The 22,016-nt window shown below is 48.2% G+C and carries 16 protein-coding genes and 1 riboswitch; of the genes, 11 read left to right on the top strand and 5 right to left on the bottom strand.

Annotated elements, in window-relative coordinates:
• Positions 1-5 precede the first annotated feature (5 nt).
• On the bottom strand, positions 6-884 hold the full coding sequence (locus tag ACDE64_RS17755) for a helix-turn-helix domain-containing protein (protein WP_411347729.1): 879 nt from the start codon (positions 882-884) through the stop codon (positions 6-8).
• A 253-nt stretch (positions 885-1,137) separates the two neighbouring features.
• Between ACDE64_RS17755 and ACDE64_RS17750 the strand changes: the two genes are divergently transcribed.
• The 10 genes from ACDE64_RS17750 (at position 1,138) to ptsP (ending at position 15,365) form a co-directional block, all read left to right on the top strand.
• Positions 1,138-2,307, top strand: a complete 1,170-nt coding sequence (locus ACDE64_RS17750; RefSeq protein ID WP_411347728.1) for a galactokinase — start codon at positions 1,138-1,140, stop codon at positions 2,305-2,307.
• Between the two features lie 52 nt (positions 2,308-2,359).
• Positions 2,360-3,352, top strand: a complete 993-nt coding sequence (gene galE / locus ACDE64_RS17745; protein ID WP_411343441.1) for a UDP-glucose 4-epimerase GalE — start codon at positions 2,360-2,362, stop codon at positions 3,350-3,352.
• On the top strand, positions 3,345-4,949 hold the full coding sequence (locus tag ACDE64_RS17740) for a UDP-glucose--hexose-1-phosphate uridylyltransferase (RefSeq protein WP_411347727.1): 1,605 nt from the start codon (positions 3,345-3,347) through the stop codon (positions 4,947-4,949). The genes galE and ACDE64_RS17740 overlap by 8 nt, the downstream gene beginning before the upstream one ends.
• Positions 4,950-5,543: 594 nt before the next feature.
• Complete coding sequence (locus ACDE64_RS17735) at positions 5,544-6,710, top strand: iron-containing alcohol dehydrogenase (RefSeq protein WP_411347726.1); 1,167 nt, start codon at positions 5,544-5,546, stop codon at positions 6,708-6,710.
• Between the two features lie 436 nt (positions 6,711-7,146).
• Entirely contained in the window at positions 7,147-7,683 is a 537-nt protein-coding gene (locus tag ACDE64_RS17730; protein ID WP_411343438.1) for a protease, read from the top strand.
• Positions 7,684-7,870: 187 nt separating this feature from the next.
• Complete coding sequence (locus ACDE64_RS17725; RefSeq protein WP_411347725.1) at positions 7,871-9,505, top strand: SPFH domain-containing protein; 1,635 nt, start codon at positions 7,871-7,873, stop codon at positions 9,503-9,505.
• A gap of 177 nt (positions 9,506-9,682) precedes the next feature.
• Positions 9,683-10,525, top strand: coding sequence for a glucose PTS transporter transcription antiterminator GlcT (glcT, locus tag ACDE64_RS17720; protein WP_411347724.1), 843 nt, complete (start codon positions 9,683-9,685; stop codon positions 10,523-10,525).
• Positions 10,526-10,949: 424 nt separating this feature from the next.
• The gene (ptsG, locus tag ACDE64_RS17715) at positions 10,950-13,004 is read left to right on the top strand and encodes a glucose-specific PTS transporter subunit IIBC (RefSeq protein ID WP_411343435.1); all 2,055 of its coding nucleotides are present in this window, start codon (positions 10,950-10,952) and stop codon (positions 13,002-13,004) included.
• A gap of 380 nt (positions 13,005-13,384) precedes the next feature.
• Entirely contained in the window at positions 13,385-13,660 is a 276-nt protein-coding gene (locus ACDE64_RS17710) for an HPr family phosphocarrier protein (RefSeq protein WP_367060826.1), read from the top strand.
• Positions 13,653-15,365, top strand: coding sequence for a phosphoenolpyruvate--protein phosphotransferase (ptsP, locus tag ACDE64_RS17705; RefSeq protein ID WP_411347723.1), 1,713 nt, complete (start codon positions 13,653-13,655; stop codon positions 15,363-15,365). Before ACDE64_RS17710 ends, ptsP begins: the two co-directional genes overlap by 8 nt.
• Before the next feature lie 533 nt (positions 15,366-15,898).
• On the opposite strand, the gene ACDE64_RS17700 is transcribed toward ptsP, so the two are convergent.
• The 4 genes from ACDE64_RS17700 to gcvT form a co-directional block, all read right to left on the bottom strand.
• Positions 15,899-16,207 carry a putative quinol monooxygenase gene (locus ACDE64_RS17700; RefSeq protein ID WP_411347722.1) on the bottom strand — a complete coding sequence of 103 codons (309 nt, stop codon included), beginning with the start codon at positions 16,205-16,207 and terminating at the stop codon, positions 15,899-15,901.
• Between the two features lie 309 nt (positions 16,208-16,516).
• Complete coding sequence (gene gcvPB, locus ACDE64_RS17695) at positions 16,517-17,974, bottom strand: aminomethyl-transferring glycine dehydrogenase subunit GcvPB (protein WP_411350330.1); 1,458 nt, start codon at positions 17,972-17,974, stop codon at positions 16,517-16,519.
• Between the two features lie 80 nt (positions 17,975-18,054).
• Positions 18,055-19,410, bottom strand: coding sequence for an aminomethyl-transferring glycine dehydrogenase subunit GcvPA (gene gcvPA, locus ACDE64_RS17690; RefSeq protein ID WP_411347721.1), 1,356 nt, complete (start codon positions 19,408-19,410; stop codon positions 18,055-18,057).
• Between the two features lie 322 nt (positions 19,411-19,732).
• Positions 19,733-20,845, bottom strand: a complete 1,113-nt coding sequence (gcvT, locus tag ACDE64_RS17685; protein WP_411347720.1) for a glycine cleavage system aminomethyltransferase GcvT — start codon at positions 20,843-20,845, stop codon at positions 19,733-19,735.
• A 264-nt stretch (positions 20,846-21,109) separates the two neighbouring features.
• Positions 21,110-21,206: riboswitch (glycine riboswitch) on the bottom strand.
• A 186-nt stretch (positions 21,207-21,392) separates the two neighbouring features.
• On the opposite strand from gcvT, the gene gcvH reads away from it, so the two are divergent.
• Positions 21,393-21,785, top strand: coding sequence for a glycine cleavage system protein GcvH (gene gcvH, locus ACDE64_RS17680; RefSeq protein ID WP_411343430.1), 393 nt, complete (start codon positions 21,393-21,395; stop codon positions 21,783-21,785).
• Positions 21,786-22,016: the final 231 nt, after the last annotated feature.

Genomic DNA, 22,016 nt, shown 5'->3' with positions numbered 1-22,016 from the left:
CTCGTCTATTCCTGTACCTCTGGAGGCTGAATGGACGAGCGGTACTGACTGGGCGATACATCATAAAAGCGCCGAAATTGCTTGGAAAAGTATAGCGCATCCGTCAACCCAACGGATGCCGCGATCTGCTGAGTAGACAACTCGGGTCGTTCACGTAGCAGCTGACGCGCTTTATCAATTCGCAGCTTGAGCAAATACGTCACTGGCGTCATGCCTGTCTCTTTTTTAAAAATACGTGACAGATACGCTCGGTTGTAGCCGATACTACTGCACATATCCTCAATCGATACCGGATGTGCGTACTGGCTGGACATGTAGTGGATCATCTGCTTAACCGTACGCCGGGTAATCGATTCTGCACCGGGCAGCGCTGCTTCACGCGTCAGCAGCTCTCCAGCTTCTGCCATAATCAGGTGCAGATAGCCAAGCGAAGCCAGATCAGAGCTATCTTTTTGCGTATAAAAGGCTTGTAGCATCTGCTGCAAATGCTGGCGAATATGACTGCCGTTCTGCTCATGGAGTGGAGCGGTTCGAGCGACTGGTGAGCTAGCGCTGAAGCCTGCCTGCTTGACCAGCTCATCTGCCTGTTGACCGGCAAAAGCAACCCAGTGATAATGCCAAGGCTGCTGCCGATCTGATACATAGCTGACCAATTGACCCGGATGAATGAGAAATGAATCACCTGCATTCAGCTTATACGTATGATCCTCGGTAATGAATTGCCCGCGTCCAGCAGCCACATAATGATACAGATAATAATCATAAATCTTAGGTCCCAGTCGATGCGACGAAGGCGTCTGACTCTCGCCCGTAAATAGCACATATAATGTACCTTGATCATGAAAAATAGGATTTGGTGCTACCTGATACGTTTTATCTAACATGAATCACTACCTCCTGTGCATCATACAATGTGCGTGCTTGTACTCATTTGCTGCAAATTTAATGCTCGCTTTATCTTTTGTTCATACACGCGTCATATTGCTACAGTATAATTATACAATCTTGAAGTCACATTTATCCATATAAACAACACATCTGTTCATTACGCTTCATAGCGCTTTCAAGCTATACTGGTATCATAACAGCGCAGGGCTGACAGCAAACCGAATTTATGAAACAAGGTGGAATCAACCGATGAATCAGGAACAGATGAAGCAGGCATTTACGGATAAATACGGTGTGAACGGCGATATTCATGTCTTTCATGCACCGGGTCGCGTAAACCTGATTGGCGAACATATTGATTATAACGGTGGCTATGTGCTTCCGGCAGCATTGGAATTCGGCACAGCACTGGCAATTCGTGCCAATGATGATCGTATCATTCGACTGGCTTCGATCAATTTCCCAGAGCTGGAAGGCGAATTTGCTCTACCCGAGATCGGGATTGGCACAACGAAGGAATGGATGGATTACCCGCTTGGTGTCATTACCGTTTTGAAGGAAAAGGGCACTCCACTTAGCGGTGGATATGATCTGTTATTCTTCGGCAACATTCCGAACGGCTCCGGTCTTTCTTCTTCGGCTTCGATTGAAGTCGTCACCGCCTACGGACTGCTAACGATGGAGAAAGGTCACATTGACACTGTCGAAATTGCTGTTCTATCGCAGCGTGCAGAGAATGAGTTTGTCGGCGTGAACTGTGGCATTATGGATCAGTTTGCTGTCGCTAACGGGTTAAAGGATCATGCGATTCTGCTCATGTGCGATACACTGGAATACAAGCATGTGCCCTTCAACACGGGTCATTACCGCATCGTGATCGGCAATACGAACAAGCGCCGCGGGCTGGTCGATTCCAAGTACAATGAACGCCGCTCACAATGTGAAGCTGCACTGACCACATTACAGCCGCATGTCGACCAATTGAACTATCTATCTCAGCTCACACCAGAGCAGTACAATTTGCTGGAAGAACAGATCGAGGACAAGATCGTTCGCAACCGCGCCCGTCATGTCGTTGAGGAGAATGCCCGTGTATTGTTATCGGTTGAAGCGCTCGAGCAGGATGATCTGCAACGCTTCGGGCAGCTGATGAACGAGTCACATGACTCGCTGCGTGATCTGTACGAAGTGAGCTGTGAAGAGCTGGATGTGATGGTAGAGGAAGCGCGCCTGATCGCTGGCACAATCGGCTCACGTATGACTGGCGCAGGCTTCGGTGGTTGCACGGTCTCGCTCGTGCATGAAGATCATGTCGAGCTGTTCCTGCAAGAAGTCGGAAAAGCATACGAAACACGTACCGGGCTAAAGGCAGACTTCTACGTTTGCTCCGCAGGCGATGGCGTGACCGAGTGGAAATAAGAACAGATACAGGTAATATCATCTATACAATACAGATCGGGAGGAATTACAAATGGCTATTTTGGTAACAGGTGGAGCAGGATATATCGGATCACATACAGTAGCAGAATTGTTAGAGCGTGGGGAAGAGGTCGTTGTAATCGACAATTTCCTGACTGGACATCGCGAAGCATTGCTGGGCGGCAAGTTATATGAAGGCGACCTGCGTGACAAAGAACTGCTGGCAACCATTTTTAGCGAAAATAACATCACTGCTGTTATCCACTTTGCCGCCAGCTCACTCGTTGGTGAAAGTATGCAGAATCCGTCCAAATACTACGACAACAACGTATACGGCGCGATGTGTCTACTGGAAGAAATGCAAAAAGCAGGCGTTAGCAACATCGTCTTCTCTTCTACCGCAGCAACGTATGGCGAACCGGACAAAGTTCCAATCGAAGAAACTGACCGCACCGAGCCAGCGAACGTATACGGCGAAACGAAGCTGGTGATGGAGCGCATGATGTCGTGGTTTGATAAAGTACACAGCATCCGCTATGTAGCTCTGCGCTATTTTAACGCAGCTGGCGCACACGCTAGCGGCAAAATCGGCGAAGATCATCGTCCAGAATCGCATCTCGTTCCACTAGTTCTGCAAACTGCACTCGGTCAACGTCAGCACATCTCCGTATTCGGCGATGACTATCCAACCGAAGATGGCACTTGCGTACGCGACTATATCCACGTCAGCGATCTCGCAGATGCCCATGTCAAAGCTGTCGAATACCTCGCAGGTGGAGGAGATAGCAACGTATTCAATCTTGGTAACGGACAGGGCTTCTCAGTGAAACAAGTAATCGAGACTGCCAAACAAGTAACCGGACGCGACATCCCGGCTGTGATCGAACCGCGCCGTAGCGGTGACCCGGCAGTACTGGTCGCATCATCTGCCAAAGCACGCTCCGTACTCGGCTGGACACCAACGCGCGATCGTCTGGAAGATATTATCGCCAGTGCATGGCAATGGCATGAATCCAAACCACAGGGATATGGTGATCATGAATAATACCGAGCGTACTCCAGAACAGAATAGTGCATTACTGGCGATTGACGAGCTGGTCACATTCGCCTTTGATAAACAGCTGATTAAGCTGGCAGATCTCGATTACGCTCGCAATCTGCTGCTGAGCAAATTCCGATTTGATGAGCCGTATGATGCCAACGTGCCACTGCTGGCAAGCGTCGATCAGGGCGAAGCCGCAGCAGAACCGCAACTATTGATCGATACGCTGATCGATTATGCGTTTAGCATTGATATGCTCAAGGAAAATACCGATACGTACCGTGATCTGATGGATGCAGAGATCATGGGCATGCTGATGGCGCGTCCGTCCGAAGTGACGTCGGATTTCTTCGATACATTGGATCGTGAAGGGATCGAAGCAGCGACTGACCAGTTTTACCAGTTGTCGATTCACTCCAACTATATCCGTATGGATCGTGTTGCCAAGAACGTTTACTGGAAACAGCCGACGACGTATGGCGATATGGAGATGACGATCAACCTGTCCAAACCGGAGAAAACATCGGCAGAGATCGCACAAGCGAAGCTACTGCCGCCGCCTTCGTATCCGAAATGCCAATTATGTCGCGAAAATGTTGGCTACGCTGGACGCATCAATCACCCGGCACGCCAGAATCTGCGTGTTGTACCGCTCATGCTGAGTGGAGAAGCATGGTTCCTGCAATATTCGCCGTATGTGTATTACAACGAGCATTGTATCGTGTTCCACCACGATCATGTGCCAATGCAGCTAACGCGACAAACGTTCCGTCGTTTGCTTGATTTTGTTGAGGAGTTCCCGCATTACTTCCTCGGTTCCAACGCGGATCTGCCGATTGTTGGCGGTTCGATTCTGACTCATGACCATTTCCAAGGTGGACGTCATACGTTCCCTATTGAAAAGGCAGCAGTCGAAGAAGTATATCGTCACACGAAACGTGAAGATATTACGCTGGAGCTGGTCAACTGGCCGATGTCGGTCATCCGTCTGCGTGCGTACAATGATAGTCTGCTGCTGGATGCGGCGGATGAAATCTATGAAGCGTGGAAAGGTTACAGCGATGCCGAAGTCGACATTTTGTCGTCTACACCGGACAGCCAAGGGAATCCAGTACGGCACAATACAGTAACGCCGATTGTGCGTCGTCGCGGGGAGCAGTATGAGATGGATCTGGTGTTGCGCAACAATCGTACCAGCGAACAGTACCCGGATGGCATTTTCCATCCGCATCCTGAGATGCACCATATTAAGCGCGAGAATATCGGCTTGATCGAAGTGATGGGTCTGGCGATTTTGCCGGGGCGTCTAAAAGAAGAACTGGATCAGATCGGTTCGGTTCTGGCTGGCGATGCCGCATTACTAGAGATTATCCGCAGTCAGCCGGATCATGCACTGCACCTGCATTTGCCATGGGTGGAACAGATGATTGAGCAATACGGCACCGAACTGACACATGAGCAGGCAACATGGACCATTCAAGACGAGGTCGGTCGTAAATTTGCCGAGATTCTGGAGCATGCCGGCGTGTACAAAAAAGACGATGCCGGACGCGCAGCATTCCGCCGCTTTGTGCAAAGTGCAGGTTATGTACAGGCGTAACGTAAGAATGAACTAGTAACGCATGGGTATTACTTTTGCACAGAAACGTTCCCCAAAGGTGCTGTATACCAGCAACCATGTTCGTGGGACTATTCAGTCAAAAGCAAGAATAAAGCAGAGTGCCAAATGAAAAACTAAAAGTAAAAACAAAGCAAAACGCAAAATGCTGATCGCTGGTCCCCCAACATAACCAGAGATTGGCTTTTTGCGTTTTCAACAATTGCCAATTTGCTATTGTTCATTTGCATGTCGTTCATCAATTTATCACAATATAATTGTTTGAAATGAAATGCGAAGTTTACAAGTATACAGAGTAGTTCTGTTACCCGCACCTCGTTTGATACAGAGGTATCAGCCTTTGATATAAAAGTATCAGCCAATGAGTTCCCATTTCTTGCTACTTGGCTACCATTCTCTATAGCATTATGACAAACTCCATAGCAGCATGACGAATGGAATCAGGCGGAGAATAGCTAGGCAATTTTGTTTTTGTGCGACAAAGGTATATAATTGTAAAGGGCTACAGAACCGTAACTAACTTATCGCAATGATTGGGTAATGATTGCGTAACGAATCAAGGGAGGATTTTCCGATATGAAATCTTTTGAATTTTATAATCCAACACGATTGATCTTTGGCAAAGGCCAACTGCAAACACTGCAAAGAGAAATCTCTAAATACGGTAAAAATGTACTGCTCGTTTATGGCGGTGGCAGCATTAAGCGCTCCGGTCTGTACGATCAGGTCTTGGCGCAATTAAGCCAAGCCGGCGCCAATGTAACCGAACTGGCAGGCGTAGAGCCAAACCCGCGTCTGAGCACAGTACGTAAAGGCGTTGAGCTGTGTAAAGATAACGGAATCGACCTCGTACTGGCTGTTGGTGGCGGTAGCGTGATCGACTGTGCCAAAGCGATCATCGTTGGCGCGAAATACGATGGCGACGTATGGGAGATCATCGAGCGCAAAGCAGCTGCTCAAGACGCATTGCCACTCGGTGTGATTCTAACAATTGCGGCGACTGGTTCCGAAATGAACTCTGGCTCCGTAATCACGAATGCGGAAACGCAAGAGAAACTGGGCTGGGGCAGCGCATACTCATTCCCGGCGTTCTCGATCCTTGATCCAGAATTCACGTATTCTCTGCCTAAAGACCAAACCGTATACGGAATCGTGGATATGATGTCCCACGTACTGGAGACGTACTTCCATCCAGAAGAAAACACACCAGTACAGGACGGTTCTTGCGAATCCGTACTGCGCGCTGTTATCGAAGCAGGTCCACAGCTCGTGAACGATCTGGAAAACTTTGAACTGCGCTCTACCATTATGTACTCCGGTACGATGGCGCTGAATGGCGTACTGAGCATGGGCGTGACTGGTGACTGGGCAACGCATAACATTGAGCACGCCGTTTCTGCCGTATACGATATTCCACACGGTGGCGGTCTGGCGATTCTGTTCCCGAACTGGATGAAACACAACCTGCATGTGAATCCGGCTCGTTTTGCCAAACTGGCAGTCAACGTATTCCACGTCGATCCATCCGGCAAATCGGATGAGCAAATAGGCGAAGAAGGAATCCAAGCGCTGCGTGATTTCTGGAACTCCATCGACGCACCAAGCCGTCTGGCAGACTATGACATCGACGATAGCCAAATCGATGTAATGGTAGAGAAAACTCTCAAATTCGGCCCATCGTTCGGTAACTTTGCCAAACTGAAAGCCGAAGACGTACGCGAAATCTATCGCATGTCACTGTAAGTTTTACTGATACTAGATATACGAATACAATTTTACGATATCAAGCCAAGCCTGTTTCCGTTGAATGGAAGCAGGCTTTTTTGCTCTGATCACAGTTGAGCAACCTTGCGATACATTACCGAAGGCATTGCTGAATGGTGTTTGAGAACATTGCTTGCAATCTGTTCGAAAATAGAAAAATCAGCTGTGATGAACATAATCGGTTATGCACAACAACAATCATACATATTCCACTTCGCTAACATAATTGTAAAAAATTGAAACCTGTAGGGTGTATATACGTAATTATAGGTATATCGCCATTTCTAGCGGCTATTGCCGCAAACTCATGTTTGAAATTAGTTGTTTTGACATCTTTTCAACCGATTGATGCTTTTCGTACATATCCATATCGGCTCCACCGGATAGCGGCGGAAGGCGGAAAGGAGGCAACGTTATGGAAACGCTCTATTGGACGTGTCTCATCATTGGTACAGTGTATGCGTTATTCAGTCTGATTTTTGGTGACTGGCTGGGTGATGTATTCGGCGGATTGGAATTGCCGGGACTGGATCTGTTTAAACCTGTTGTGCTTGCTGGTATGGTAACGGTGTTTGGTGGTGCTGGGATTTTGCTGGATCGGTATACGGGATTGTCCACCGGAATTGTGCTGACCGGATCGCTGGCAGCTGCGGTAGCAGGTGCACTGCTTGTCTTTTTTGCTTATGTCAAACCGATGGAACATAGCGAAGTATCGACTGGCTACTCTATCCGCGAGATGGTTGGACGAATTGGAGAAATAACGATCCCGGTGCCAGAGGTCGGATACGGAGAAGTGATGATTGTTGTTGCGGGTGGCAACACGGTACATATCGCGTCAAGCTTTGACCGCTGTGCCATTGCCGCAGGTGTGCGCGTCGTCATTGTCGAGGAGTCGGAAGGCGTGCTGGCTGTCGCTGAATTTGAACGTCAGTCGATGCTCGCTCCGAGTTAGTAGGATGATTCTTTTCAATAGAAAGAAATACACAATATCCGCAGGTAGATACGTAACCAAGAACTAGGTAACGGTTGAACAAGATCGTCAGCTAAGAAAATAGGTATACGATTCATACAGAGCTTCATACAGATAGGTTCGTCTCAAACGAAATGGCGATATTCGATATTCAATCAAAGGGGAGAGTATGAATATGTGGAATGAATTGATTTTGATCCCAGTCGTTGTTGTCGTTGTATTACTCGTACTTGGTGTTACCTTCTGGGCGCGTTACAAAACAGTCAGCACTGATGAAGCGATGGTGGTGACGGGCTCGTTTCTCGGCAGTCGTAACATTTCTGATGATGGGGATGGACGCAAAATCAAGATTGTACGTGGTGGCGGTGCGTTTATTTGGCCGATTTTTCAGAAGTCTGAATTTCTATCGTTACTGTCACATAAGCTGGATGTGAGCACACCGGAAGTATACACGGAACAAGGTGTACCAGTGCTAGCAGATGGCGTAGCAATTATCAAAATCGGCAGCTCTGTAGAAGACGTAGCTACTGCTGCTGAACAATTCATGGGCAAGCCGATTCAGGCGCTACAGAGCGAAGCGCAGGAAGTACTGGAAGGGCATCTACGCTCGATTCTAGGTTCGATGACTGTTGAGGAAGTATATCGGAACCGTGACCGTTTTGCACAGGAGGTACAGAGCGTCGCTGCCCGTGATTTGAAAAAGATGGGCTTACAGATCGTCTCTTTTACTATCAAAGACGTACGCGACAAGCATGGATATCTGGAAGCGCTAGGTAAACCACGGATTGCTGCTGTAAAACGGGATGCCGATATTGCCGAAGCCGAAGCAGTACGTGACTCACGTATCCAAAAAGCACGCGCCGAGCAAGAAGGACAAAAAGCCGAATTGCTGCGCGATACGAACGTAGCCGAAGCCGAGAAAGAAAAAGAACTAAAAATCGCTGCCTTCAAAAAAGAACAGGATACCGCCAAAGCCGAAGCGGATCAGGCATATCATATTCAGGAAGCAAAAGCGAAGCAGATTATGATGGAAGAGCAAATGCGTATTGAACTCGTACGCAAGGAGCGTCAGATTGACTTGCAAGAACGTGAAATTACCGTTCGTGAGAAACAATATGACGCCGAAGTGAAGAAAAAAGCCGAAGCCGATCGCTTCGCTGTCGAACAAGCAGCGCAGGCAGACAAAGCTCGTCAAATGCGTCAGGCAGAAGCCCATCAGTACTCCATCGAAACCGAAGCCAAAGCATCGGCAGAGCAGCAGCGTCTTGCTGGTCTTGCCATCGCTGATGCCGAACGTGCCAAAGGTACAGCGGAAGCCGAAGTCATTCGTTTACGCGGTCTTGCCGAAGCTGATGCGAAGCAAAAATTGGCAGAAGCTTTCGAAAACTACGGTCAAGCCGCCATCCTAGATATCGTCGCCAAAATGCTACCAGAGCTGGCAGGCAAAATCGCCGAGCCAATCAGCGGCATTGACAAGCTGACTGTCGTCGATACCGGCAAAGGCGAAGGCGGGGGTGCTACCCGTGTCAGCAATTATGTAACGGAGCTGATGGCAACCGCGCCGGAAATGCTGCGTAGTGTGTCTGGTCTGGATCTGGAAGAGATGATCAAAGGCTTTACCGGACAAGCAGCCGCAGCGAAGTCTACTGACAAGCAGCCTGTTCATGCGCAGAACGACGCAGCAACGGTGTTGGAACTGTTACCCGACGAGCTGACTGCCCGCAACATCGGCATGGGTGAACGCAATCGCATCATCGAACAGCCATTATCCGAATCAAATGACACTGCCATCAAATCCGAATAAGGGATAACTGTAGGTCTATACAACATAGCATGCCATGGCAAAAGGCGGTCGGATTCTCTCACCGGAGAGGTCTGATCGCCTCTTTGCATCACCGCGCCGATGGGCGTTTGTTATTGACGGAACAGTGTTTTTTTGATAACTTAGTCGGGATAAGGCGATAGTAAAAGGGGTGCAAATGTGAGCAGCCTACAGGTGGCTAAAGTACTGAATAACAACGTAATCATCGCAGACCATCCCCAGTACGAAGAGGTTGTGGTGATCGGCAAGGGAATCGGCTTCAACCGTAAGTCGCATGATATCATCCCACTGGACGTCGTAGAGAAGATGTTTATTTTGACCAATCAGCAGGAGCAGGAGCAATACAAGCAACTCGCTGTGCAGATTGATGAACGTATTATCGAAGTAATCAACGAGATTATTCATTATATTAATAAAGAAAGCAAAACTCCGCTCAACGAGCATATCCATATTGCATTAACCGATCATATCGCGTTTGCGATCAAGCGTGCGGAGCAAGGCATGACCGTGCAGAATCCTTTTTTGTATGAAACGCGGGAGATGTATCCGGCTGAATATCGATTGGCACAGCATGCGTTGGAGATGATTCATAACAAGCTGGGCGTAACGTTGGAAGAAGATGAGATCGGTTTTGTAGCGCTGCATATTTATAGCGCATTGACTGACCAGCATATTACCGAGATCAAGTCGCATTCCCGTCTGATCGCCGATATGGTGAAGGTTGTAGAGGATGCGCTTGATTTGAATATTACCGGTGACAGCCTTGATTATTCGCGTCTGCTGACCCATCTGCGGTTTGCAATCGAGCGTATTCGTCGTGGGGAGAAGGTAGCAGCGACCCATCGACTGGAAGAAATGCTGAAGTTGGAATACCCAGAAGTATATTCGCTCGCATGGAAATTGACCAAAATGATGGAAAGACGGCTGCGTCGTCCGGTATATGCCGCTGAAGTCAGTTACCTGACGATGCATCTGCAACGGTTCGTTGAGAAAAATGAGTAACTTTTTTAATGAAAAGGCTTGCACGTTCGAAAGGTCAATGCTATAATTCAGAACGTAATCTTCAATTGAATAACGGATACAACGTGTTACTGATTCGATCAGGCATGAGTTTACAAAGTATCTGCAAAGTAAGACATCATATCCAGGGAGAGAGTATGATCCTCCTGATGGGCTGGGGTTTTATTTTACAGGTGCGTTGTTCGCTCATGCCTTTTTTGCATGTTTGCCCGAAATTCGAGAGAAGAATGCCACGATCATGCGATGATTGGGATGCTCGGAATATACCGTTCTGACGACGGCAATAAAAGCGGCGACAGAGGTTTGAAGAGTTCTCCATCTGGGTCAATACAAGATGGAGAGTAAAATCGCATTATATTGGCAGAAAATACTTATTTTACTATATTCTTGAGGGGAAGTGGCTGTATTGTTTAGACGTCTGTTTGGCGTTTTGCAAAAAGTCGGTAGAGCGTTGATGTTGCCAGTAGCGATTCTGCCTGCGGCAGGTTTGCTGCTCGGTATCGGTAACATGCTGGTGAATCCAGACTTTTTGCAGTATATACCTGCACTGAATGCAAAGTGGATTCAAATCACTGCCGAAGTTATGATGAACTCCGGTCAAATCGTATTCAGTAACTTATCATTATTATTCGCGGTCGGGGTTGCCGTCGGTCTTGCCGGTGGTGAAGGTGTTGCGGGTCTTGCCGCAATTATCGGTTACCTGATCATGAACGTTACAATGGGTACAGCGATGGGCGTTACTGCCGATCAAGTAGGCAAACAGGATTTCTCCGTTGCTTCTGTACTCGGTATTCCAACGCTACAAACGGGTGTATTCGGCGGTATTATCGTCGGTATTCTAGCAGCAGCTATGTACAAGCGTTTCTTCAAAATCGAATTGCCTTCGTATCTCGGCTTCTTTGCCGGTAAACGTTTCGTTCCGATTATGACGGCTGTCGGTTCCCTGATTCTCGGTCTGGTTATGATCGTGATCTGGCCACCGGTTCAATCGTTCCTGAACACCGTATCTCACAACATGGTTGATGCGAACCCTACACTGTCCGCCTTTATCTTTGGTGTGATTGAGCGTTCCCTGATTCCATTCGGTTTGCATCATATCTTCTACTCGCCGTTCTGGTTTGAATTTGGCGAATATGTTAACAAAGCAGGTCAACTGGTACGTGGTGACCAAAACATCTTTATGGCTCAGCTGCGTGATGGCGTTCCGTTCACAGCTGGTACATTCATGGTTGGTAAATTCCCGTTCATGATGTTCGGTCTGCCTGCCGCAGCACTGGCAATCTATCACGAATCCAGACCGGAACATAAAAAATACGTTGCCGGTATTATGGCTTCCGCAGCACTGACTTCGTTCCTGACAGGTATTACCGAGCCACTGGAATTCTCGTTCCTGTTCGTTGCTCCTGTACTGTTCGGTATCCACGCAATCTTCGCAGGTCTGTCCTTCATGACCATGCAATTGCTGGGTGTCAAAATTGGTATGACGTTCTCCGGCGGTCTGATTGACTTCATTCTGTTCGGTGTGATTCCGAACCGTACACCATGGTGGTACGTAATCATCGTTGGTCTGGTTCTTGCCGTTATTTACTACTTCGGTTTCCGCTTTGCTATCCGCAAATTCAACCTGAAAACACCGGGTCGCGAAGATACCGTAGCTAGCGAAGAAGGTTCCAGCACTGGCGCAGCTACACAAGATGAATTGCCAGGCAAAATTCTGGACGCTTTTGGCGGACAACAGAACATTTCGAGTCTGGATGCATGTATTACTCGTCTGCGTATTCAGGTCAAAGAACCGAAAAACGTGGATAAAGGTCAATTGAAAGCACTGGGCGCGTCCGGTGTCCTGGAAGTGGGTAATAATATCCAGGCTATATTCGGTACACGTTCCGATACGATCAAATCGCAAATGCAGGACATCATTGCGGGTCGTACACCAAGAGCTACACCACCAAGCGTAGACAATGAACCTGTCAAAGGCACAGCCGAAGAGCAAGTGAACATCATGGCTGAGGAAATGATCGTTGCTCCAGCAGACGGCGAACTGTTGAGCATTACCGAAGTACCTGATCCTGTCTTCTCGCAAAAAATGACCGGTGACGGTTTCGCGATTCTGCCGTCCAACGGTACGATTGCTTCTCCAGTTAACGGTAAAGTATTCAACGTGTTCCCGAGCAAGCATGCCATCGGCATCATGTCCGAAACGGGCAAAGAAATTCTTGTACACGTTGGCGTGAATACAGTGAAACTGAAAGGACAGGGCTTCAATGTCCTCGTTGCCGAAGGCGACGATGTGATGGCAGGCCAACCGATCCTAGAAGTGGATCTGGAGTATGTCAAAGCCAATGCACCATCGATCATCACGCCGGTGATCTTCTCGAACCTGCCGGAAGGCGCGACCGTTACATTGAACAAATCCGGTACGGTCAAAGGCGGAGAAGGCGACATTATCTCCATTAAGTAAATCCGCATGTCATGCAGCACCGTTTCATGTAAACAGGCAGCATCATGAATTGAATATCCACATCTATGCAGCTGAACAACAGGAAGCTTACCGTTGAACAGCATTCCTAACAAACTATAGGCGGCTCTCACGAGCTTCGCCTATAGTTTGCAATCATTACGGAATGAAAGCATTTTTTGGTGATCTGTAGCATTTCAATGATTCGTTCATGAATTTGCCTAAAAATTACCGGAAATTGTTGGCTGTTGCTGAAAAAAGTCGAAATTTTTTTTGGCAGAAGGTGCATCCAGCGTTATTATGCTGTACAATAGAGTGGATGGCTTGATGATTTACATCTATCTAACAAAACCCCAAATTACAAGAAAGCGAGTGACTCTATAATGGAAAAATCCTTTAAAATCGTTGATGAAGATGGTATCCACGCACGCCCGGCAACAGCTCTGGTAACTGCTGCTAACAAATTTGCTTCTACTGAATCTTTTGCTGAAGCGAAAGGTAAAAAAGTAACCCTGAAATCCATCCTGGGCGTTCTGTCCCTAGGTCTTGAACAAGGCGACGTTATCGTTCTGTCCACTACTGGCGCTGAAGAAGAAGCTGCTCTGAAAGCTTTGACTGATGTTATGGTGAACGAAGGGCTAGGCGAAATCAATGGCTAATATTTTGGGAATTGCGGCGTCTTCGGGCATCGCCATTGCCAAAGCATTCCGTCTGGAGCATCCTGAGTACGAAATCACTAAGCGCTCCGTAAGTGACACCGATGCCGAACTGGCTAAACTGCAAGACGCTCTGACCAAATCTCAGGGCGAACTTGAGGCGATCAAAGAACGTACCCTGCAAGAAATGGGCGAAAAGAAAGCCGAGATTTTCCAATCTCACCTGCTGATTCTGAGTGACCCTGAGCTGATTGATCCGGTCAAAGACAAGATCACCAGCGATATGGTGAATGCAGAATTCGCATTGAACGAAGTTGCATCGCAATTCGTGACGATGTTCGAAAACATGAAGAGTGCTTACCTTCAGGAACGTGCAGCAGACATGCGTGACGTAACCAAACGCGTGATCAACCACCTGATGGGCGTGAATTTCCAAAGTCCTGCGGAAATCCGCGAAGAAGTCGTTATTATTGCTGAAGATCTGACGCCTTCGGATACAGCACAATTGGATCGTAACTATGTAAAAGGGTTTACTACCAATATTGGCGGACGTACTTCCCACTCTGCAATCATGGCACGCTCTCTGGAGATTCCAGCGGTTGTAGGTACAAAGGAAGTTATGGAAGTCGTACAAAACGGCGATATCGTTATCGTCGACGGTCTTGAAGGGAACGTTATCGTAAACCCGGATGAGACTGTATTGGCAGATTATCGTGCAAAACGTGAAGCGTACGAAGCACAAGTAGCAGAATGGCGCAAACTGCGCGATGAAACCACTGTGTCCAAAGACGGTGTTCACGTTGAGCTGGCTGCCAACATCGGTACACCAAACGACGTAGCTGGCGTTATTGATAACGGCGGCGAAGCGGTAGGTCTGTATCGTACCGAGTTCCTGTACATGGGTCGCGACGAACTGCCTTCGGAAGATGTGCAATTTAACGCGTACAAAACCGTACTGGAACGCATGGAAGGCAAACCAGTCGTTGTCCGCACATTGGACATCGGTGGCGACAAAGAGTTGCCGTATCTGATTCTGCCAAAAGAAATGAATCCGTTCCTCGGCTTCCGTGCGATTCGTCTTTGTCTGGATCGTCAGGACATTTTCCGTACGCAACTGCGTGCGCTGCTCAGAGCAAGCGTATTCGGTGAACTGCGTATCATGTTCCCAATGATCGCGACACTGGGCGAATTCCGTCAAGCGAAAGCGGTTCTGGTTGAAGAGAAAGACAAACTGGTTGCTGAAGGTATTGCCGTTTCCGACAATATCCAACTCGGTATCATGGTTGAGATTCCATCGACAGCTGTTCTGGCTGACCAATTTGCCAAAGAAGTGGACTTCTTCAGTATCGGTACGAACGATCTGATCCAGTACACAATGGCAGCTGACCGCATGAACGAACGCGTCTCCTATCTGTATCAACCATACAACCCGTCCATTCTGCGACTGGTGAAAATGGTAATCGATGCAGCACACAAAGAAGGCAAATGGGCTGGTATGTGTGGCGAGATGGCAGGGGATGCAACTGCAATTCCACTGCTGCTCGGTCTGGGACTTGATGAGTTCAGCATGAGCGCAAGCTCGATCCTGCCTGCACGCAGTCAGATCGCTAAACTGTCCAAAGCTGAGATGCAAGAGCTGGCTACCAAAGCACTCGATATGCAAACAGCCGAAGAAGTGGTTGAGCTGGTAAACGCGATTCAGGCGTAAGATTGATTTTCATTTTGCATGTGGTGCAGCTTTGTGCGGCATGATGTGAGTGGAATTCGTTTTACAAAGACTTTTTATTGTTTGTCCAACAATCCCATGAAGCTGATACTCTGATGATTCGGAGTATTAGCTTTTTTTCTGTCATTGCTGTCGTTGCTGTCATTGCTGTCGTCGTGGGGACGTTGTTTTGGGGAAGCCGCTGCGGAAAAGGATTGTCCAACGGTCTCCGGTTAAGCCTGTAGATTCTGGAATGGGATAAGTCGGTGAATCTACAGGCTTAAAGGTCGACCTTTTGGACAATTCCTTTTCCTCCGCTCTGTGCAAGTAGCAACTGTTATGTTGTATAGCGACTGCTTTGATGATGTGTAATTTGGTAATGTGCATGGTGAACGATGTGGTAATGGTGTATTTAAGGTACATGATAAAAATGGGATTAGAGAAATGAAAATTGGTGTAGGGTGAAAAGTATTGATATTTGGGGATTTGTGCAACAGATAAATGGTGGAAGCACTAAAAGCAGTACAATACTCTTATCAAGTTAAGCCTTTACCGCCGATGGGGTGGAGGGTGGATATGCGTTCCATTCCCGTAATGATTGGTTTAGCTTTTTGGATTAGTGTCTGTGTTGACTCTAAAGTTAACGATGCCTGATGCGCGTCTTGGTTGCTCCATACTTCGTAAACGTAAATACAATCGGGTTCATTTTCGGCAATGCTGACGGTATAAAGCTCGCATTCCTGCAACTGCTCCATTGATTTCGCAGCATCAAGTAGAATATCGACCATGTGATCGCGCTGACCTTCCTGTACTGTAAATTTGCCGAATAATCCGAATTTGCTCATAAGACGCCTCTTTTCATAAGTAGATATGTAGCTGTTATGATTATTCGATACGTAACTTCGTTTTCCTATTGCGTATGGTATGTTTCGATTTCAAATATAGATATTGGAATATTTATGTATTGTATTGTATTGGGAGAGATGAGAGCATACTTGATGCAGGTAATGCAGGTAATGCAGGTAATGCAGGTAATGCAGGTAATGCAGGTAATGCAGGTAATGCAGGTGAAGATTTTCGGGTAATATCAGAAAAAGGAGCGTACCGCGATGGTATGCTCCTTTTTTGGAAATATGAGCGGTTGTAGTTGGTGATCAGCTACATGCGCAGTTGAGTACTGGTTTGCGAGCAGCGGTTGCTTCGTCGAGACGACTGACTGGGGTACTGTATGGTGCATTCAGTACCAGCTCTGGTGTTTCTTTGGCTTCGTTTGCGATGCGGATCATGGTGTCGATGAAGGCATCAAGTGTTTCTTTGCTTTCGGTTTCGGTCGGTTCGATCATGATGCATTCTTCTACATTCAACGGGAAGTAGACGGTTGGTGGGTGGTAGCCAAAATCGAGTAGTCGTTTGGCGACATCCAGTGTGCGTACGCCGTATTGTTTTAGACCTTTACCAGACATAACGAATTCGTGTTTGCACACATTGTCGTATGGCATGATGTAGTGGTCTTTCAGACGATGCATCATATAGTTGGCGTTCAGTACGGCACATTCCGATACACGGCGCAGTCCTTCGGGTCCATAGCTACGGATGTAGGTATAAGCGCGAATGAGAATGCCGAAGTTACCGTAGTATGCTTTGACACGACCGATGGAATCTGGGGAGCCAGAACGTAGCGTGTACGTTCCGTCTTGTTGTTGTTCTACGACTGGCTCAGGCAGGAATGGCAATAATTTGTTTTTTACGCCAACCGGACCGGAGCCGGGACCACCGCCGCCATGTGGGGTGCTCATCGTTTTGTGCAGGTTAAGATGGACAACGTCGAAGCCCATATCACCCGGACGGGCGATGCCCATGATCGCATTGGAGTTAGCGCCATCATAATACAGCAGTCCGCCAGCTTCGTGCACAACCTGTGCGATCTCGGTAATTTGTTCTTCGAACAGACCGAGTGTATTCGGGTTAGTCAGCATGAGTGCAGCGGTGTCGGAACCGACAGCAGCACGCAGTGCGTCCAGATCGACCAGCCCGCGTTCGTTGGACGGGATTGTTATCGTTTGGAAACCGGCAACCGTTGCGCTGGCAGGGTTCGTACCGTGCGAAGAATCCGGTACGATTACTTTGGTGCGATGCTCGCCGCGCTTCTCATGATAGGCACGGATCATCATCAGACCTGTCCATTCGCCATGTGCTCCGGCAGCTGGTTGCAGGGTGACAGCATCCATTCCGGTCAGTGCAGCTAGATCGTTTTGCAGCGTGTGCAGCAGTTCCAATGCACCTTGAATGCTTTGTTCTGGTTGGTACGGATGGATTTTGGCGAATCCAGCATAGCGTGCTACATCTTCGTTTACTTTGGGATTGTATTTCATCGTACACGAACCGAGTGGGTAGAAGCCATTATCCACGCCGAAGTTCAAGCGGGACAGCTCGGTATAGTGGCGGATCACGTCGACTTCGTACACTTCTGGCAGGGCGGCGGCTTCACTGCGCAGCATGTCCTGTGGAATGAGGGTGCTCACATCCACCTGTGGTACATCGCATTCTGGCAGCGAATAACCAATACGACCCGGCTGGCTCAATTCGAAAATGAGGGCTTTTTCTTTGACAATATCGCCTTGTATTTCGGTCGATGCAACCGCAGGTGTAGATTCTCCGATAGGCTGAATGCTGGTTGGTAACGTTTCGTTTGTCATAGCGATGCCTCCAATTCGATAGCCAGTTGATCCATTTCGGCTTTGGTGCGCTTTTCTGTAACGGCGAACAGCATATGCCCAGACAATTCCGGGTAACTCAGACCGAGATCGTACCCACCGATATAGCCTTTATCCAGCAGCTTGGCATTGACCTGCGATGCGCTTGTAGCTTGCGGTAATTTCAGTACGAATTCATTGAAAAATGGAGACTGGAACGCCAGCGAGCAACCTGTGATTTGTGCTAGCTGTTGTGCGGCGTAATGAGCCTTTTGTACATTCAGATTAGCGACATCCTGCATCCCCTGTTTGCCCATCACGGACATATAAACGGAAGCGGACAAGGCGAGCAGTGCCTGATTGGAGCAAATGTTGGATGTCGCTTTGTCACGGCGAATATGCTGTTCGCGTGTTTGCAGTGTCAGTACGAAGCCACGTTTCCCGTTGCGATCCGTCGTTTGACCGACGATACGACCTGGCATACGGCGCATCTGTGCTTGCGAAACGGCGAAGAATCCACATGTTGGACCGCCGAGTGACATCGAGATACCGAGCGGCTGTGCATCGCCGACGACGATATCCGCACCTAATTTACCCGGTGCTTCCAGTAGACCGAGTGAGATCGGGTTGGTGCTGACGACGAGCAGTGCGCCATGTTGATGTGCGAGATCGGCAGCTGCTTGAATGCCCTCGATGCCACCGAAGAAGTTCGGCGATTGCACCAGTACAGCCGCTGTCTGATCATCCAGCACTTCTTCCAGTGCACTGATGTCGGTAATGCCATCGCCATAAGCTACTTCGACCACATCCAGATTGAGTCCGCGTGCATAACTGTTCACAACAGCGCGGGATTCGGGATGAATGGTGGAGAAGGCGACAATCTTACTGCGGCGGGTAGCAGAGGCTGCTAGCGAAGCGGCTTCTGCCAGTGCGGTCGCACCGTCATACATACTGGCATTCGCAACTGCCATACCGGTCAATTCGCAAATATACGATTGAAATTCAAATATCGCCTGCAATTCACCCTGACTGATCTCCGGTTGATATGGAGTATATGCCGTATAAAATTCCGAGCGAGAAATCACATGATTGATGACGGAAGGAATATGATGATCGTAAATGCCCGCACCAAGAAAGCTTGTATAGCGATCTGTATCCGCATTGCGTCCTGCCAGTGTAGACAGATGACGGGTTAGCGCATATTCGTCCAGCATACCGGACATCGGCAGTGTACCTTCATAACGAACAGAAGCTGGAATGTCCTTGAACAATTCCTCAATGGAAGAAGCGCCGACAACGGCTAACATGTCCTGCTCATTTTGTGGCGTCATCGGGATATAACGATGGGATTTCATAAGCTGTACTCCTTTCGGCAGCGTAGCTACCGGTTAGTGTGGACTTGCGTGACGTGCAATATCGCAGAAGAGAAGTTGCCAGATTTTGTTGTCTATTGAGCATCTAGCCGTACATTTCGTTGTGATTGCAAGCGTATGCGTCTATTTAGAACGATAGGTAACAGTAAATTTGTCCGTGAATGAGAACCTGCTCGTAGCTGTGATCTTGTCTATACGGTCATGCTAATTATGAAGCTGCAAACACCACATATAACAATGAACATCAGCTAACAATGAACATCAGCAGCATGGAGCATCAGCTACAGTTGCATCATATAATGTGTTATACGTTCACCGGTTGACGTTTGTAAAAAGGAGCCTTCACGACTTCTGCCTTCAACAGCTTGCCGCGAATCTCGACTTCGACCGGCGTACCGAGTGCGGCGCTATCCGCTTCGATCAGTGCCAAGCCCAGATTGCGCTTCAATGTCGGCGATTGTGTGCCGGTAGTCACTTCGCCAATCTGCCGACCATCGCGGTACACCGGATAATGTGAGCGCGGAATGCCACGGTCGATCAGCTCAATGCCGACCATTTTGCGTGGAGCACCGTGTTCCTTTTGCCCAGCGAGTACGTCGCGTCCGATAAAATCACCCTTATCCAGCTTCACGAAGAAACCAAGCCCTGCTTCCAGCGGCGTAATGTCCGCCGACAGCTCTTGCCCATACAGCGGCAGCTTCGCTTCAAAACGCAGTGTATCACGCGCACCAAGTCCGCATGGAATCAATCCATCTTCCTCACCAATCTCCAACAGCTTGCTCCAGATTACATCTGCCTGTGCAGCCGGTGTATAGATCTCGTATCCATCTTCACCCGTATAGCCTGTGCGGGAGACGATCACTTCCACATCGAACAACTTCGCTTCCGGTACAAAGGAAAAGCCGGGCAATTCAGCGTATACATCACTGCCAGCTGCTTTGGATAGAATGGCGGACGCATGCGGTCCTTGCAGAGCGATCAATGCCGTTTGCTCCGAAATGTCCTTCAACTGCACACCTTCTGGCAAATGCTGGCGCAGCCATGCGATATCTTTATCGATATTCGATGCGTTCAGCACGAGCATATAATGCTCCTCACCGATCCGGTAAACGAGTAGATCATCCACAACGCCGCCATTGTCATAGCACATCAGTGTGTACTGCGCCTGTGCATCCTGCAAACGGGAAACATCGTTGGTCAGCATATGCTGTAGATAACGGAGTGCGCCAGCGCCACTGATGATCACTTCACCCATATGGGAAACGTCGAATAAACCAGCTCGTTCGCGTACAGCTTCATGTTCTTTTTGGATACCGTAAAATTGTACCGGCAGTTCCCAGCCGCCAAAATCGATACAGCGCGGGGAACCAGATTGTTGATACAGCGGGAAAAGCGGTGTTCGTTTCAATTCAGTCATGTGGATTCACCTCGAAATAGTATTTTGAGCGGTGAAACGGTATACAAGCACAAAAAAGACAGGAAGAGAAGGGAAAGAAACCGGCATATATCCGGTACTTCATTCCCTTTTCTCCCTGTCCTTGGTACCTGAGAGTTACCTCGCTGAACATTCTTACCAGCATATAATGTCTGCCGATCATTCAGAATGGCTCAAAACAAGTTTCCCCTTGGGTGATCCGCTGTGCACTTATCGTTGATTAGCACCGGATGCTCTCCAGAGTTGCGTCCGGTACAGGTCCCTGATACCTGAGAGATTCACCGTTTCCGGCTTACTCCTTCGGCGCTGCCATCGGTGTGGCAGTCTCTCCCTGTACGTTCATCCGCTCACATATGATGTTATGTATTTCCGAACATTCAACACTAGAAACGTTAAAATTGTATGTTTATTATATTAATACTTGATTGAGTAAACGATGTCAAGCCTCTTGACAGTGCCAACTTCCTTACTATACTCTTGTGGCATTGAGCAAAATGCAATCACGACATGGAACCGGAGGAGCATAATCATGAGCGAAATCAAGGATCAGCTGTTGTACAGTGAGGAACACGAGTGGGTAGAGCGTATTGGCGATGATACAGTACGGATTGGTATTACGGACTTTGCCCAGCATCAGCTGGGTGATATTGTATTTGTGGAATTGCCAGAAGACGGTCGCAATGTGAGCGAGAATGAAGTCGTAGGCACAATCGAATCGGTCAAAACGGTATCCGATCTGTTTTGTCCGGTAGCTGGTGTTGTTAGTCGCCTGAATCCCGATCTGGAAACCGAGCCAGAACTGGTCAATACCGATCCATACGGTCGTGGCTGGATGCTGGAATTGAAGGTGGACGGCGATCTGGATGCTGCTCTGTCCAAGCTACTGGATGCAGCTGCTTATGGTGCGCACGCTCAGGATTAATATGCCCCAATATTCATATTTCCTAGCGAAGATCGATGGAATATGGATGAGAAGAATGTATAGTGGTGAAAAGAGGAATATACCTTATATTGTTTGTGAGTACATGCCGTTGTCTTGTTCGTTACAGAACAGGGCGACGGCTTTTTTACGTGCTTTTTGTCGTTTTCCATATTCCTTATTATTCCATACTATACCTATTCCATATGCGTTGCTGAACTCCTTTACGTTTAC

It is taken from the genome of Paenibacillus sp. WLX2291, assembly GCF_046603665.1.
GTDB lineage: Bacteria > Bacillota > Bacilli > Paenibacillales > Paenibacillaceae > Saccharibacillus.
The sequence above is the reverse complement of the archived record's forward strand: the minus strand, read 5'-3'. Positions and strand labels throughout refer to the sequence as shown.